This is a genomic window from Rubellimicrobium mesophilum DSM 19309 (genome assembly GCF_000600335.2).
Taxonomy (GTDB): Bacteria; Pseudomonadota; Alphaproteobacteria; order Rhodobacterales; family Rhodobacteraceae; genus Rubellimicrobium; species Rubellimicrobium mesophilum.
In genome coordinates, this window is sequence record NZ_KK088560.1 from 213,742 (window position 1) to 228,453 (window position 14,712).

14 protein-coding genes are annotated in these 14,712 nt (G+C 73.4%); 3 read left to right on the plus strand and 11 right to left on the minus strand.

All coding sequences use genetic code 11. The annotated features are described in order from the left end of the window. Nucleotides 1-106: 106 nt before the first annotated feature. From RUMESO_RS07580 to RUMESO_RS07615, 8 genes are all read right to left on the minus strand, one after another. Entirely contained in the window at nt 107-1,342 is a 1,236-nt protein-coding gene (locus RUMESO_RS07580) for a lytic murein transglycosylase (RefSeq protein WP_037279305.1), read from the minus strand. 32 nt (nt 1,343-1,374) lie between these two features. Continuing rightward, a complete protein-coding gene (locus RUMESO_RS07585; RefSeq protein WP_037279307.1) occupies nt 1,375-2,517 on the minus strand; it encodes a lytic murein transglycosylase in 1,143 nt (380 codons plus the stop codon). Between the two features lie 93 nt (nt 2,518-2,610). Next, nucleotides 2,611-4,884: a ribonuclease R gene (gene rnr / locus RUMESO_RS07590; protein ID WP_037279309.1), complete on the minus strand. Its 2,274-nt coding sequence runs from the start codon at nt 4,882-4,884 to the stop codon at nt 2,611-2,613. Between the two features lie 42 nt (nt 4,885-4,926). Further along, nucleotides 4,927-5,346, minus strand: coding sequence for a GNAT family N-acetyltransferase (locus RUMESO_RS07595; protein ID WP_037279310.1), 420 nt, complete (start codon nt 5,344-5,346; stop codon nt 4,927-4,929). Next, nucleotides 5,343-6,482: a succinyl-diaminopimelate desuccinylase gene (gene dapE, locus RUMESO_RS07600; RefSeq protein ID WP_037279311.1), complete on the minus strand. Its 1,140-nt coding sequence runs from the start codon at nt 6,480-6,482 to the stop codon at nt 5,343-5,345. The genes RUMESO_RS07595 and dapE overlap by 4 nt, the downstream gene beginning before the upstream one ends. A gap of 150 nt (nt 6,483-6,632) precedes the next feature. Continuing rightward, nucleotides 6,633-6,983, minus strand: a complete 351-nt coding sequence (locus tag RUMESO_RS07605) for a hypothetical protein (protein ID WP_037279312.1) — start codon at nt 6,981-6,983, stop codon at nt 6,633-6,635. Beyond that, nucleotides 6,983-7,264, minus strand: coding sequence for a hypothetical protein (locus RUMESO_RS07610; RefSeq protein ID WP_037279314.1), 282 nt, complete (start codon nt 7,262-7,264; stop codon nt 6,983-6,985). Before RUMESO_RS07610 ends, RUMESO_RS07605 begins: the two co-directional genes overlap by 1 nt. Before the next feature lie 138 nt (nt 7,265-7,402). Continuing rightward, entirely contained in the window at nt 7,403-8,758 is a 1,356-nt protein-coding gene (locus RUMESO_RS07615) for a glutamate--cysteine ligase (RefSeq protein ID WP_037279315.1), read from the minus strand. Between the two features lie 144 nt (nt 8,759-8,902). Here RUMESO_RS07615 and RUMESO_RS07620 point away from each other — a divergent pair, with 144 nt between their 5' ends. After that, complete coding sequence (locus tag RUMESO_RS07620; RefSeq protein WP_156362741.1) at nt 8,903-9,406, plus strand: hypothetical protein; 504 nt, start codon at nt 8,903-8,905, stop codon at nt 9,404-9,406. Here RUMESO_RS07620 and RUMESO_RS07625 read toward each other — a convergent pair. The 3 genes from RUMESO_RS07625 to RUMESO_RS07635 are packed head-to-tail and all read right to left on the minus strand — an operon-like array spanning nt 9,400 to nt 11,431. After that, nucleotides 9,400-9,939 carry a hypothetical protein gene (locus tag RUMESO_RS07625; RefSeq protein ID WP_051521109.1) on the minus strand — a complete coding sequence of 180 codons (540 nt, stop codon included), beginning with the start codon at nt 9,937-9,939 and terminating at the stop codon, nt 9,400-9,402. The two genes, RUMESO_RS07620 and RUMESO_RS07625, sit on opposite strands and share 7 nt — an antisense overlap. Continuing rightward, nucleotides 9,936-10,715, minus strand: a complete 780-nt coding sequence (locus tag RUMESO_RS07630; RefSeq protein ID WP_051521110.1) for a hypothetical protein — start codon at nt 10,713-10,715, stop codon at nt 9,936-9,938. Before RUMESO_RS07630 ends, RUMESO_RS07625 begins: the two co-directional genes overlap by 4 nt. Beyond that, nucleotides 10,712-11,431, minus strand: a complete 720-nt coding sequence (locus tag RUMESO_RS07635) for a 16S rRNA (uracil(1498)-N(3))-methyltransferase (protein ID WP_037279319.1) — start codon at nt 11,429-11,431, stop codon at nt 10,712-10,714. The genes RUMESO_RS07630 and RUMESO_RS07635 overlap by 4 nt, the downstream gene beginning before the upstream one ends. 12 nt (nt 11,432-11,443) lie before the next feature. On the opposite strand from RUMESO_RS07635, the gene ubiA reads away from it, so the two are divergent. Both ubiA and RUMESO_RS07645 read left to right on the plus strand, forming a co-directional pair. Next, complete coding sequence (gene ubiA / locus RUMESO_RS07640; protein WP_037279321.1) at nt 11,444-12,409, plus strand: 4-hydroxybenzoate octaprenyltransferase; 966 nt, start codon at nt 11,444-11,446, stop codon at nt 12,407-12,409. Nucleotides 12,410-12,523: 114 nt separating this feature from the next. Next, nucleotides 12,524-14,712 (plus strand): OmpA family protein (locus tag RUMESO_RS07645; RefSeq protein WP_082483409.1); only part of this gene is annotated, 2,189 nt, incomplete at its 3' end.

Sequence of the window (14,712 nt, forward strand, 5' to 3'; positions counted from 1 at the left end):
CCTGCCATGGTGATCCCGTCCCCGGGTCGCCGCCCGGCGGGGTAGGGGAAGTTGCGCCCTGGGCTTCGGCCGCAGCGCCCTCCCGGGGACCCGATCGGTTGATGCCCTAGCGCAGCCGCTCCAGCAGAGAGGGCGTCGCGTAGCCATCCGGCACCTCGCCCCGGGCGATCTGCCAGTTGCGGATGGCGTTGACCGTGCGCGGCCCCATCAGGCCGTCCACCCCCAGCGTGTCGAAGCCCAGCGCCGTCAGGCGCCGCTGGAGCTCGCGCCGCTGCGCCTCGGTCAGCGCCGGGTCCTGGGGGATCGCCGCGCGGATCGGCGGCCCGCCTGCGATGCGGTCGGCGAGGTGCCCCACCGCGATCACGTAGGCGTCGGCGGTGTTGTAGTGCTCCAGCGCGTTGAAGTTGCGAAAGGTCATGAAGGCCGGCCCCTTCGCGCCCGCCGGCAGCAGGATCACCGCGCTGCCGTGGTCCGGCACCGCCTCGCCGTTCATGTCCCGCACGCCGAGCGAGGCCCAGTAGGTCGGGCTCTGCTTGTTGGTGTCGCGGGCGAGGCGGTAGTCGAAGCCCTCGGGCAGCGTGACCTCCACCCCCCAGGGCTGGTCCAGGGTCCAGCCCGCGTCCGCGAGGAAAGCCGCCGTGGAGGCCAGCGCGTCCGAGGGGTCGTCGCCCCAGATGTCCCGCCGTCCGTCGCCGGTGAAGTCGACCGCGTGCGCCGCGAAGGAAGAGGGCATGAACTGGGTGTGGCCCATGGCCCCGGCCCAGCTCCCCACCATGGCGTCGGGCGTGGTGTCGCCGTCGGCCAGGATGCGGAGCGCCGTCAGGAGCTGGTTCTCGAAGAAGGCCCCGCGCCGCCCCTCGTAGGCCAGCGTGGCCAGCGCCGAAAGGGTCGGCACGTCGCCCCGGTTGGCCCCGAAGGAGGACTCCACCCCCCAGATCGCGACGACGATCTCCTTGTTCACGCCGTACTCCGCCTCGATGCGGTCGAGGAGCGCCGCGTTCTCGCGCACGGCCCGCTGCCCGGCGGCCACACGGTCGTCCGACACGGCGATGGCGAGATACTGGTAAAGCGGCTTCGTGAACTCGGACTGGTTGCGGTCGCGCTCGACCACGTCGGGAAGGAAGGCCACGCCGGAAAGGGCCGCGTCGAGCACCGCCCCGGGAAGGCCGCCCGCCTCGGCGCGCGAGCGGAAGGCGGAGAGCCAGGGCTCGAAGCCCTCGGCCGGGATCGGGGTGGATCGGTCCATGCTCTGCGCCTCCGCTGGGCCGCCGGGGGCCCCCGCCGCGGCGAGGAGGCCCAGGGCCAGCGCCGCGACGAGGGTCCGGGAAATTCGGTTCGACATGACGCCCCCTTGGTCCTGCCCGGCGGACGCGGCTAGCGCAGCGCCTGGAGCACCGAGGGCTCGGCGAAGCCGGTCTGCGGCAGCCCGCGCGAGGCCTGGAAGGCGCGGATCGCCTGGATCGTGCCCGGCCCCACGTTGCCGTCCGTGCCCCTGGTGTCGAAGCCCAGCGCCGTCAGCCCCTCCTGCAGCTCGATCCGCTCGGGCAGCGTGAGGGGCCGCTCGGAGGAGAACAGCCCGGCAAGCGGCGGGCCGCCCCGCAGGCGGTCGCTCAGGTGGCCGACCGCGATCGCGTAGCTGTCGGCGTTGTTGTAGCGCTTGATGACGTCGAAGTTGCGGTAGACGCGGAAGGCCGGCGCCCCGTCCGGCTGGATCACCCGCCCGCCCGAGCCGCCGCCCGACGCGCCTTGGGCCAGCTCGCCCCAGGGCTCGCCCCGCCGCCAGCCCGACTTGGCGAGGTAGTTGGCCGTGGAGGCGAGCGCGTCCGAGGGGTCCTCGCCCCAGATGTCGCGCCGCCCGTCGCCGGTGAAGTCCACGGCGAGCGACTCGAAGGAGGTGGGGATGAACTGGGTGTGGCCCATGGCTCCGGCCCAGGAGCCCTTCATGGCGCGCGGCGTGGTGTCCCCCGCCGCCAGGATGCGAAGGGCGGAGACGAGTTGCGTCTCGAAGAACTGTGCCCGCCGCCCCTCGTAGGCCAGCGTCGACAGCGCCGAGACGATGGGCACGTCGCCCTTGCGGACCCCGTAGGAGGATTCCATGCCCCAGATCGCGGCGACGGCCTCCTTGTCCACGCCGTAGGTGGCCTCCACGGCGGCGAGCGTCTGCGCATGGCGCGCCATGGCGGCGCGGCCGTTCTCCACCCGGCTGTCCGAGACGCCGGACAGCAGGTAGTCCTGAAGGCTGCGCGAGAACTCGGCCTGGCTGCGGTCCTTCTCGATCACGGCGGGGATGAAGCCCGCCTCGGCGAAGGCCGCCTGCAGGGTCGGCTCGGGGATGCCGGCATTGCGGGCGCGGGGCAGGAAGGACAGGACCCAGGCGTCGTAGCCCGGATCGGGCGCGGTGGCCCATTCGTCCACGTCGCGGCTCGGGCCCGCCCTCAACGCCGGGACGCGCGGCGCGCAGGCCGCCAGCAGCAGCGCCGCCGATCCCATCAACAGTTCCCGTCGTCCCAGCCGCATCGCCCGCCCCTCGGATTCTTGTTGGGGCGCAAGTTACCCACAGGCCGCCCCCGGCGGAAAGGGGTCCCGGCGCCGACCTTGCGGAATGCCGCCTCAGCCCTTGCGCCGGCGGCTCACCTTGCGCTCCTTGGCGGCCCGGGCCTTCTCCTGTCCCAGCTTGCGACGGGGCGGGACACCCCGCTTGCCGCTCCGACGCGGGCGCGGGAGGGCGTGGTCCTCCAGCGTCAGCAGCTCCAGCAGGATGCCTCCCGTCACCGGCGAGACCTCGGCGAGCTTGACCGTCACCCGGCTCCCCAGCGCGAAGACCACGCCGGAGTCGCTCCCCGTCAGGGTCTGGTCGTGGGGGTCGAAGCGGTAGAACTCCTCGCCCAGCGAGCGCACCGGGACCAGCCCGTCCGCCCCCGACTCGTCGAGCCTCACGAAGAGCCCGAACTTCGCCACGCCCGAGATGCGGCCCCCGAGCTCGGTCCCCACGCGGTCGGCGAGGAAGGCCGCGAGGTAGCGGTCCACGGTATCCCGCTCGGCCATCATCGACCGCCGCTCGGCCTGGGAGATGAGCTCGCCCGTCTCGTCCAGCCGCTCCATGTCCGAGTCGGACAGCCCGTCGCGCCGGGGGTCCGGCCCCCAGCGGTGGGCCGAGATCAGCGCCCGGTGGACGATCAGGTCGGCGTAGCGGCGGATGGGCGAGGTGAAGTGCGCGTAGTTCTGCAGCGCCAGCCCGAAGTGCCCGAAGTTCGTCGCCGCGTAGTAGGCCTGCGGGAGCGAGCGCAGCGTCGCCATGTTGATGAGCTCGGCCTGGTCCGTCCCCGCCGCCTGCGCGAGCAGCCGGTTCAGGTGCCGCGTCTGCAGCACCTGCCCCCGCGCCAGCGTCAGGCCCGAGGCCTCGGCCGTCTCGCGCAGGGCGTCGAGCTTCAGGGGCTCGGGCTCCTCGTGGACGCGGAAGAGGAGCGGCGTGCGGTGCTGGATCAGCGTCTCGGCGGCGGCGACGTTGGCGAGGATCATGAACTCCTCGATCAGCCGGTGCGCCTCCAGCCTTTCCTTGAAGGCAACGGAGAGAACCTTGCCCTCCTCGTCCAGCACGATCCGCCGCTCGGGCAGGTCGATGTCGAGCGGGGCCCGCACGTCCCGCGCCCGCTGGAGCGCGGCATGGGCGCCATAGAGCGGCTTCAGCACGGTCTCGAGGAGAGGCGCCGTCTTCTCGTCGGGCCGCCCGTCGATGGCCGCCTGCACCCGCCCGTATTCGAGCGAGGCCCGCGACCGCATCAGCCCCCGCACGAAGCGGTGGTCGAGCTTGCGCCCCTCGCGGTCGATCCGCATCCGCACGGCGATGACCGCCCGGTCCACGTCCTCATGCAGCGAGCAGAGGTCCCCTGACAGAGCGTCGGGCAGCATCGGCACCACCCGGTCGGGGAAATAGGTGGAGTTGCCCCGCAGCCGCGCCTCGGTGTCGAGCGCGCTTTCCGGCCGGACGTAATATGCCACGTCCGCGATGGCGACCCAGAGCACGAAGCCGCCGTCGTTGTCCCCGCCCTCGTCGGGGATCGCCAGCACGGCGTCGTCGCGGTCGCGCGCATCCTCGGGGTCGATGGTGACGAGAGGGAGGTCGCGGAGGTCCTCGCGCCCCTCAAGGCCTGCGGGCTCGGCGGTCTCGGCCTCCTCCAGCACCTTCTCGGGGAACACGTCCGGGATGCCGTGCTGGTGGATGGCGATCAGGGAGACCGCCCTCGGCCCCGCTGGGTCGCCCAGCCGCTCGGTCACGCGCGCCTTGGGGAGGCCGAGCCGCCCTTTGGGCCCGATCTGCTCGGCCTCGACCAGCTCGCCGTCCTGGGCGCCGTTCTCCTGGCCGGGCCCCACGACCCATTGCGAGGCGCTGCCCTTGTCGATGGGCAGGATGCGCCCGCCCTGGGAGTCGCGCTTGTAGATCCCGAGAAGCCGCGCGGGCGCGGCGGCGATGCGGCGGATGGGACGCGCCTCGTAGGGCTGGTCCTCGCCCGGCGTGGGGTCGATCCGCGCCAGCACCCGATCCCGAGGCCCCAGCCCCTCGCCCCCGGCGCGCGGGATCACCCGGATCGCTGGGACCGGCCCGTCGCCGCGCCAGTCCACGGGCCTGGCCAAGAGGTCCCCCTGCGCGTCCGGCCCGGTGATCTCGATGACGGTCACCGGGGGCAGGCCGGTCTCGGCCTCTTCGCGAGTGCGACGCTTGCGGGGGCGGAACTCGCCCTCCTCCTCCATGTCCTTGAGGAGCGCCTTGAAGTCGATCTTCGCCGCCCCCCGGATGCCGAAGGCCTTGGCGAGGTCGCGCTTGGTCGCCTCGGGGTTCTCCTCGATCCACTGGAGGATCGCGTCCTTGGTGGGAAATTCTGCCATGGCGCAACAGCTAGCGCGGATCGCGCGCCGCGTCATGGGGCGTCAGAGCGCCAGAATCATGTCCCGATGCGGAATTCCGGCGTCGTCGTAGACCGGCCCCTCGGCCGCGAAGCCCAGCTTCTCGTAGAAGGGGATCGCGTGGACCTGCGACCCGAGCTTGGCCCTGCGGAGCCCGAGGACCTTGATCTCCTCCACCGCCGCCCGGATCAGCGCCGCGCCGATGCCTTGCCCGCGCGACTCGCGCAGCACGCAGACCCGTCCGATCTTGCCGGTGTCGCCCTTGAGCAGCAGCCGCGCCGTGCCCACCGGCCGCCCGTCCAGCGTCGCGAGGAGGTGCAGCGCGGTAGCGTCGTGCTCGTCCCGCTCCAGCTCTTCCGGCACGGACTGCTCCTCGACGAAGACCGTCCACCGCAGGGCGAGGCAGGTGTCGAAGTCGTCGGTTCGCGCGACGGTCAGGGTCATGCGAAATAGTCCTCCAGGATGCGGGCATAGATGCGCGCCAGTCCCTCGACCTGCGCCGCCTCGACCCGCTCGTCCACCTTGTGCATCGTGGTGCCCACGAGGCCCAGCTCCACCACCGGGCAATGGTCCTTGACGAAGCGCGCGTCGGAGGTCCCCCCGGAGGTGGAGGCCTCCGGCCGCCGCCCCGTCTCGGCCTCCACGGCGCGGGAGACGAGGTCCGACAGCGCGCCGGGCGGCGTCAGGAACGCCTCGCCCGAGATCCGGACGGAGATCTCCACCTGCACCCCGAACTCCTGCGCGACGCGCTCGCCCTCCTCCCGCAACCAGTCCGAGAGCGAGGCCCCCGTGTGCGTGTCGTTGAAGCGGATGTTGAGCGTGGCCCGCGTCTGCGCCGGGATGACGTTGGTCGCCGGGTTGCCGGTGTCCATCGTCACCACGGCCAGCGTCGAGGGGCCGAAATGCGCCGTTCCCTCGTCCAGCCGATGCGACGATAGCCGGTCCACCAGCCGCGCCAGCGCCGGGATCGGGTTCTTCGCCCGCTCCGGGTAGGCCGAATGCCCCTGCACGCCCGTCACCGTGAGATAGGCGTTCAGCGACCCACGCCGCCCGATCTTCATGGTGTCGCCCAGATGCTCGACCGAGGTCGGCTCCCCCACGAGGCAGACCGACATCGCCTCGCCCCGTTCCCGCATCCAGTCGAGGAGCGCGACGGTCCCGTCCGTGGAGGCCCCCTCCTCGTCGCCGGTGATGGCGAGGCAGATCGCTCCGTCGGACGGCAGGCGCGGGGCCATCTCCACCGCCGCCGCCACGAAGGCCGCGACGCCCGACTTCATGTCCGCCGCGCCGCGCCCCCAGAGCTGGCCGTCCCGGACCTCGCCCCCGAACGGGTCGCAGGTCCAATGCGCCGGGTCGCCGGGCGGCACCACGTCGGTGTGGCCGTTGAAGCCGAAGCTGCGCGCGGCTCCCTGGGCGCCTGCCCGGGCGTAGAGGTTCGGAGTGCCGTTCCGGTCGACCCGCACGCAGTCGAACCCCGCCTCCGCCAGCACGGATTCGAGCAGCACCAGAGCGCCGCCCTCCTCGGGCGTGACGGTGGGGCAGCGGATCAGGTCGGCGGCGAGGCGCAGGGCGTCGGGCATCGGGGGTCCTCCGGAAGGCCGTCCGCACCTAAGCCGCGCGGGGTGTCCGGGACAAGGGCCAGGTCTCCGTAGGGCGGGGTTCACCCCGCCATGCGACCTCAGCCACCGGAGCGAACATGGCGGGGTGAACCCCACCCTACGGCGGCCCTCTCACGCCTTGTCGTAGAACGGCGTCATCTGCGACACGACCACCGCGTTGTCGGCCAGCGCCCGGTCCATCAGCGCCCGCTCCTCCTCGTCGATGTCGTGCCCCTCGGCTAGCCGTTCCTCCAGGGTGCCGTAGCCCGACACGTCGAGCGGCGCGAGGCCCGCTTCCTTGAGCACCGCCACCGTCTCGCGCACGGCCTCGGCCTCGTCCACGCCGGCGGCATAGCAGAGGAGGGCGCCGCCCGTCGCCCCTTCGGGCAGCCCGTCGTCGGCCTTGCGCCCGACCTCCACGAGAAGGGTGAAGACCCGCTGCGGGCGCTTTTCCTTGACGGGCTTGCCCTCCTCCTCGGCCATCAGAGACGCCCGCCCCGGGCTTCGAGCAACTCGGCCGTCCGGCGCGTGTTGTGGTAGATGCCGAGGCCCAGGTAGAGCAGGCCGCCGTAGACGATCAGGCCGATGAAACCCACGATCAGGATGGCGAGGCCCGCGAGCGGCCCCTGCATCCCGGCCGGCGCGCCCTCGATCGAGGCGTTGCCGAAGGCGGCGACGCCCGCCGCGATGACGATGCCGATGGCGGCGACGATGAGGATGATGCTGAGGATCGCCTCGAATCCCCGGATGAAGAAGTCGCGCATGGTGCTCTCCTGATGCTGCCCCGGGGCGGTCTTGGCCGCCCTTGTGCGGCCAACCAAGGTGCCGCGTCCCCGCCTGTCAAGCGGCGGCGCATGACGCTGGCGTCATGTGCGCCGCGCCGGGCCTTCCGGTGACAGGTGCTAGAGCCGGCAGGTCCCGTAGGCGCGGTCGATGTCCCCGCCCCACTCGCCCTCGAAGGCCGCGAGGAGATCGTCCGCCTGCACCCGGCCGGACCCCACCGAATCCCAGAGCGGCCGGAGGAACGCCCGCTCGTCCGGCATCCCCCGCGCGGCGCGGGCCCGCAGCCCCTCCTCGGCGATCCCCACGGCGGCGCGCGCGAGGTCGAGGAGGCGCAGGCCCCCCGCCTCCCCTTGCAAGGCCCGCTCCGAGGCCGCGACCCGCAGCCCCTCGCGCGTCCCCTCGTCGAGGTCCTTGACAAGGTCCCAGGCCGCGTCCAGCGCGCCCTGGTCGTAGGTCAGGCCCGTCCAGAAGGCCGGCAGCGCCAGCGTGTGGGCCCGGTCGCCCATGTCGGCGCCGCGCATCTCGATGAACTGCTTCACCCGCGCCTCGGGGAAGACCGTCGTCAGGTGGTCGGCCCAGTCGGACAACGTCGGCACCTCGCCCGGCAGCGCGGGAAGCCGCCCCGCCATGAAGTCGCGGAAGCTCTGCCCCAGCGCGTCAATATACTTGCCGTCGCGGTAGACGAAGTACATCGGCACGTCGAGCACCCAGTCGACATACCGCTCGAACCCCATGCCGTCCTCGAAGGCATAGGGCAGCATCCCCGTCCGCGCGTCGTCCAGCCCCCGCCAGATGCGCGACCGCCAGCTCCGGTGGCCGTTCGGCTTGCCCTCGAAGAACGGCGAGGAGGCAAACAGCGCCGTGGCGACCGGCTGCAGCGCCAGCGACACCCGCAGCTTCTTCACCATGTCCGCCTCGGACCCGAAGTCGAGGTTCGCCTGCACGGTGCAGGTCCGGTACATCATCTGCGTCCCGTGGGTGCCCACGCGGCCCATGTAGGCGGTCATCAGCTTGTAGCGCCCCTTGGGCATCACCGGCATCTGCTCATGGGTCCACACGGGCGCCGCGCCGATCCCCAGGAAGGCCACGCCGAGGGGCTCGGCCACCTCGCGCACCTCCGCGAGGTGCGAATCCAGCTCCTCCGCCGTCTCGTGGATGTGCCGCAGCGGCGCGCCCGACAATTCGAGCTGCCCCCCAGGCTCCAGCGACACGTTCGCCTTGCCCTTCTTGAGGCCGATCACCGCCTCGCCCTCGCGCAGCGGCTCCCAGCCCTTCGCGGCCAGCCCGTCGAGGACCGCCCGCACGGAGCGGGGGCCGTCGTAGGGCAAGGGCTCCAGCGTGTCCGTGAGGAAGCCGAACTTCTCGTGCTCCGTGCCGATGCGCCAATCGGACTCGGGCTTGCAGCCCCTCTCCAGATACTCGGCGAGCTGCCGGGGGTCCTCGACGGGGCCGCCGCCGGACTGGGGAATGGACATGAGAAGCCTCTCGGGATCGTGTGTCGGTGACAGGTGCCGCGCGGCCCCCCGGTGTCAATGGACCGGGCCGCCTCATCCCCTGCGGAAAGGGATTGCGACAGGTCCCGAAGCGGGCAAACCTCGCCCATGGCATCGGAGAAGCGCATGGCGGACAGGATCCCGGCGACGGTCGCCTCCCTGCAGGAGGCGCGGGACGGCGTGCTCTCCTTCGAACGCGAGCTCCGCCGCTCGCCGGACCTCGCTGCCCGCCTCGCCTATCCCCGTGCCTGGATCGCGCTCAAGGCCGAGGGCGAGTGGCGCTACGCCTTCGCGCTCTGGGCCGGGCACCGGGGGCTGGACGCCGCGACCTACCTCGCGGTCAGCGAGAGGCTCGACGGACGCCGCTCCGACGCCGCGCTCTCGGCCTGGTTCGCCCCGGTGGCCGATCCCCGCCGGCAGGAGAAGCACCTGCGCCGCCTGCGCGAGCTGTTCCTGCGCCACGGTCAGGGCCGGGCCCCCAACGCCCGCACCCGATTCCTCGAACTGGCGGTGGAGGAGCCCGGCCACGAGAAGTCGGGCGAGAAGCAGCTCGTGGACCTGCTCGAGGCCGTCTACCGGGGCCTCTCGGTCCCCGCCCAGGCCGCCTTCCGCAAGCGCATCGGTCAGTGAAGCCGCCGCCGCTCCCGGGGCGGCAGGACGATCACGTTGGGCACGCGCCAGAGCGTCACGACCGGCCCCTCGGCCCGATTCAGCGCCTGCAGCATCGTCTCGGTCGGAAAGCCCGGCAGCGCCGCGAAGAGGTCGAGGAGCGCCTCCGCCCCTTCGGCGTTCACCGGCACCTCCAGCCGCTCGCCCCTCAGGCTCGTGAGGATGAAATGCGCGGGCCTCGCGCCCGGGTCGAGGTCGAGCCGCGCCAGCGCGTCCATGTCCATGACCCCGCCGGTCAGCGGCCCCCAGTAGACGAGCCGCCGCTCGTCCACCTGCACGATCCCGGGGCCTCCGCCGCCCCGCCCGAAGCGCCAGCGCTGCACCCCCGTCCAGACCAGGGCGAGGCCGCCGAGGCCCAGCACAACCGCCACCCAGCGCGTGATCCCGTAGCTCGTGAGCCCCAGCCAGATCGCCGCCAGCGTCAGCGCCGCCCCCGCCAGAGCCTCGCGGCCCCGTCTCAGCAGGAGCGCCGCCTCGGGGCGCAGGACCCTCACGCCCAGACCCCCTCGTAGGGCGCCCGGACCTCCTCGTAGGCGAGCCCCGAAAGGTCGTGCAGACGCCGCGCTTCTCCTCCCGCGAGCGGCCTTTCCCAGAGGGCGCCCCGCGCGGCGAACTGGAGCCGGTCGCGCCAGAGGTCGGCCCATTCCCACTCCGATTGCGCCGTCCGCGCGCCTGTCGCATCCACCGTTGCGTAGCGGCTGGAGACGATCGCCCGGTTCCGGGCGTGGATCGCGAAGGAGAGCTCGATCCGGCCTCCCCCCGGCAGGTCGCGCCGCAGCACCGCGTCGTAGGCCTGCCCCTCGCGCCGCCAGCCCCGCCGCTCCAGCATCGCGGCATGGAGGTTGCCGCCATGGAGCCCGTCCGTCGAATGCGGGTAGGCGTCCGTCGGCGCGGGCCGGACCTCCTTGGCCTGCTCCACCGTCAGGGGCGACGCTCCATTCAACCAGAGCTTGCCCTCCGGCGTGAAGGCCCCGCCACCGCACCAGGTGCTGTTCTGCGGAAGATAGACCACCGCCCGCAGCCAGGGCACCCGCGCCACCGCCGTCCAGCCGTAGCCGCCCCGCGCGGCGAAGTAGACCCAGTGCGTCCCGTCCGGCGAGATGTCGGCGCGGTATTCGTAGATGCGCCCGCGCAGCCACTGGCCCCGCATGACCTCCCCGCTCGCCCGGTCCCAGCCCAGCGAGGCCACGACGCCCGCCGGCCCCCGCCGCAGCACCAGCGCCATCGGGGACGCCAGCGCCGTCAGCACATGGAGCCGCGGCGGGATCACCGCCAGTCCCCGCAGGTCGCCTGCCAGAGCGCCAGCGCCGCCACCGCCGCCGTGTCGGCCCGCAGGATGCGAGGGCCCAGCCGCACCGATCGCGCGTAGGGCAGCGCGCGCAGCCGCCCCCGCTCCTCCTCCGAGAAGCCGCCCTCGGGCCCGACCAGCACCGCGCCCGGCCCCTCGTGCCGCTCCGGCACGGGCCCGACGCCCCCCGCCAGCGTCTCGTCGCAGAACCAGAGCGTGCGGCCCGCGTCCCATGTGGCGAGCAGGTCGCGCAGCCGCGTCATCTCGGCCACCTCGGGGACGAAGACGCCGCCGCACTGCTCGGCCGCCTCGACGGCGTGGGCGCGCAGCCGCTCCGCCTTGACGCGCTCGCTGTTGGTGAACTCGGTCTGCACCGGCAGGATGCGCCGGCAGCCCATCTCGGCGGCCTTCTCGACGATGAAGTCCGTCCGCGCCTTCTTGATCGGCGCGAAGAGCAGCCAGAGGTCCGGCGGCATCTCCTGCGGGCGAGTCTGCTCAAGCGGCCTAAGCCGCCCGGCGCGCTTGCCGGCATCGGTGACCTCGGCCTCCCACTCCCCATCACGGCCATTGAACACCGACAGACGATCCCCGACCGAGAGCCGCATCACGCCAAAGAGATAGTGCGCCTGGTCCTCGCCCAGCGGCACGGGCTGCCCTTCGGCGAGGGGATGGTCTAGATGAAGGCGGACCTTGGACATGGAACGAAGCCTATGAGCGGGACGATCGAGACGCCAGAGCCCGGAGCGGTCCCCGACGCCGCCCCCGCGAACTGGGTGGACCTCCACGCCCCGCGCGCCTGGCGCCCCTACCTGCGCCTGAGCCGCGCCGACCGGCCCATCGGGACCTGGCTCCTGCTGCTGCCCTGCTGGTGGGGGCTGGGCCTCGCGCTGGTGGCGACGGGGGCGCGGCCCTCCCACTACGACCTATGGATCGCGCTGGCCTGCGCGCTGGGGGCGTTCCTCATGCGCGGCGCGGGCTGCACCTGGAACGACATCACCGACCGCGACATCGACGCCCGCGTCGCCCGCACCCGCGCCCGGCCCATTCCTTCGGGGCAGGTCACGGTGCGACAAGCGCTCCTCTGGCTCGCCGCGCAGGCGGGCCTGTCGCTCCTGATCCTGCTGACGCTGCCCCCGGTCGCCATCGGCCTCGGCGTCCTGAGCCTCGTGCCCGTCGCGCTCTACCCCTTCGCCAAGCGGGTGACGTGGTGGCCGCAGGCCGTCCTGGGCGTGGCCTTCAACTGGGGCGCCCTCCTCGCCTACGCCGCCCATGCGGGGCGGGTGGAATGGCCGGCCGTGGCCCTCTGGCTCGGCGGCATCGCCTGGACGCTCTTCTACGACACGATCTACGCCCATCAGGACGTGGAGGACGACGCGGTCATCGGCGTGAAGTCCACCGCCCGTCTCTTCGGAGAGGCCACGCCCCTCTGGCTGCGCCGCTTCCTCGTGGCGACCGTCCTGCTCATCGGCCTCGCCGTGGTGGTCGCCGCGCTCGACGCCTCGCCCCTCGCCCTGATCCTCGCGCTCGCCGGCCCCTGGGCCATGGGCTGGCATCTCGCCTGGCAACTCCAGCGCTTCGACCCGGAGGACCCCCGGGTCCTCCTGAGGCTCTTCCGATCCAACCGCGACGCCGGGCTCATCACGGCCGTCGCCTTCGCCCTGGCGGCCCTGGCGTAGGTCCCGGGCGGGCGCGGCTTTCCGCCGTCCCCCGGCCCCCCGGATTGTGGCGCGGGCCGAGCCCGCCTAAGAAGCGGCGGTTGCCCAAGCGCCACAGTTGCCGAAAATCCGCCCATGAAGCTCTCGCCTCCTCTTCTCGCCGCCCTGGCGTTCCTCTGCGCCGGCGGGCTCGCGGTCGCGGCCGGCCAGACCATCGCCCGCGTGGTGGAGGACCGCTCGGTCGAGGCGGTGGCGGCCCGGCTGAAGGTCGACGGCTTCGGCTGGACCTCGGTGCTGGGCGACGGCCTCCAGGTCGTCCTCGAGGGCGAGGCCCCCACCGAGGCCGAGCGCTTCAACGCCATTTCCTCGGCCTCCAAGGTCGTGGACGGGGCCCGGGTCATCGACAACATGCGCGTGGCCGACGCCGCGCCCATCGACCCGCCCGACTTCGCGCTGGAGGTGCTCCGGAACGACGCCGGCGTCTCCCTGATCGGCCTCGTCCCCGCCGACACCGACCGCGACGAGGTGGTCGAGGAGATCGGCGAGGCCACGGAGGGCCAGGAGGTCTCGGACCTCCTCCAGGTCGCCGACTACCCGGTGCCGGATGGCTGGGAGACCGCGCTCGACTACGCGGTGAACGCCCTGGAGGCCCTGCCCCGCGCCAAGATCTCGGTCGCCCCGGGCCGCGTCTCCATCGAGGCGATCTCCGATTCGCCCGAGGACCAGCGCCGCCTGGAATCCCAGCTCACCCGCATGGCCCCGGAGGGACTGCGCCTCGCCCTCTCGGTCTCCGCCCCCCTTCCGGTGATCGCCCCCTTCACGTTGCGCGCCCGGATCGAGGACGGCAAGTTTGCCTTCGACGCCTGCTCCGCCGATTCGGAGGAGGCCCGCGACGCCATCCTCGCCGCGGCGCTCGCCGCCGGGGCCGAGGGGCCGCTCGACTGCCGCCTGGGCCTCGGCGCCCCCACGACCGACTGGGGCAAGGCGGCCGCCCAGGGGGTCGCGGCCCTGCACGACCTCGGCGCCGGGACCCTGACCATGTCCGACGCCGACGTGGCGCTGGTCGTGCCGCCCACCACCGACGCCGCGCTCTTCGACCGCGTCTCGGCCGAGCTCGACGGGGCGCTGCCCGACGTCTTCGCTCTCGACGCGCGGCGTCCGGTGCCCGACGCGGCGGACACGCCCCAGGGCCCGCCCGAGTTCAGCGCCTCCCTCTCCGAGGACGGCAAGGTGCGCCTGAGAGGCCGCATCGAGGACGCGCGCATGGGCGACCTCGCCCGCGCCTTCGCCCAGGCCCGCTTCGGCGCGGAGGACGTGACCATGGCGACCCGGCCGGGCCCCGGGGGCCTTCCCCCCGGCTGGTCGATGCGCGTCCTGGCCGGCATCGAGGCCCTCTCGCGCCTCGCCGACGGCACCGTCACCGTGACGCCCGACGCCATCGTCGTCGCCGGCCGCACCGGCAACGCCGCCGCCCGCGACGAGATCGCCGCCCGCGCCATCGAGACGCTCGGCCCCGACGCCGACCTGGAGATCGAGGTCGCCTATGTCGAGGCGCTCGACCCCCTGGCCGCGCTGCCCACGCCGCAGGAGTGCCTGGCCAAGATCACCGCCGTCACCGACGCCGCCAAGATCACCTTCGAGCCGGGCTCCGACACCATCTCCTCGCAGGGCGAGCCGGTCATCGAGGCCATCGCCGAGATCCTGCGGTCCTGCCCCGACCTGCGGCTGCGGATCGCGGGCTATACCGACAGCCAGGGCCGCGAGTCCTCGAACCTGGAGCTGAGCCAGGGCCGCGCCGAGGCGGTGCTGGCCGCGCTGCGCGCCGAGCGCGTCCCCGTGGCGGGCTTCGAGGCGCGGGGCTTCGGCGAGGCCGACCCCATCGCCTCCAACGAGACCGAGGCGGGCCGCGAGGCCAACCGCCGCATCGAGTTCAGCCTGATCGGCGCCGAGGCCGAGCGTCCCACCACCGCCGCCACGGACGCCCCGCCAGCCGGGAGCGCCGACGCGCCCGCCGCCGGGGAGGAGCCCGCCGACCCCGCCGCCCAGCCCATGCAGGAGGCGCCCGACGCCCCGCCCCTCCGCCCCGAGAGCGTCGAGGAGGAGGCCGCCGCGCAGCAGCCCGACGCCCGGGCGGAGGCCTCCGGCGAGGAGGACGGGGCCGCAACGCCGGCCGCGACCGACGAGGACCGATCCGCCGGGACCGCCGGGGACCCCGAGACGCCCGCGCCCGCCAACGCCTCCCATCCTGCCGACGCGTCGGCCGCCACGGGCGACGAGCGGCCCGCCGGAGCGGCCAGGGACGCGGAGGCGCCGGCCGGGACGCC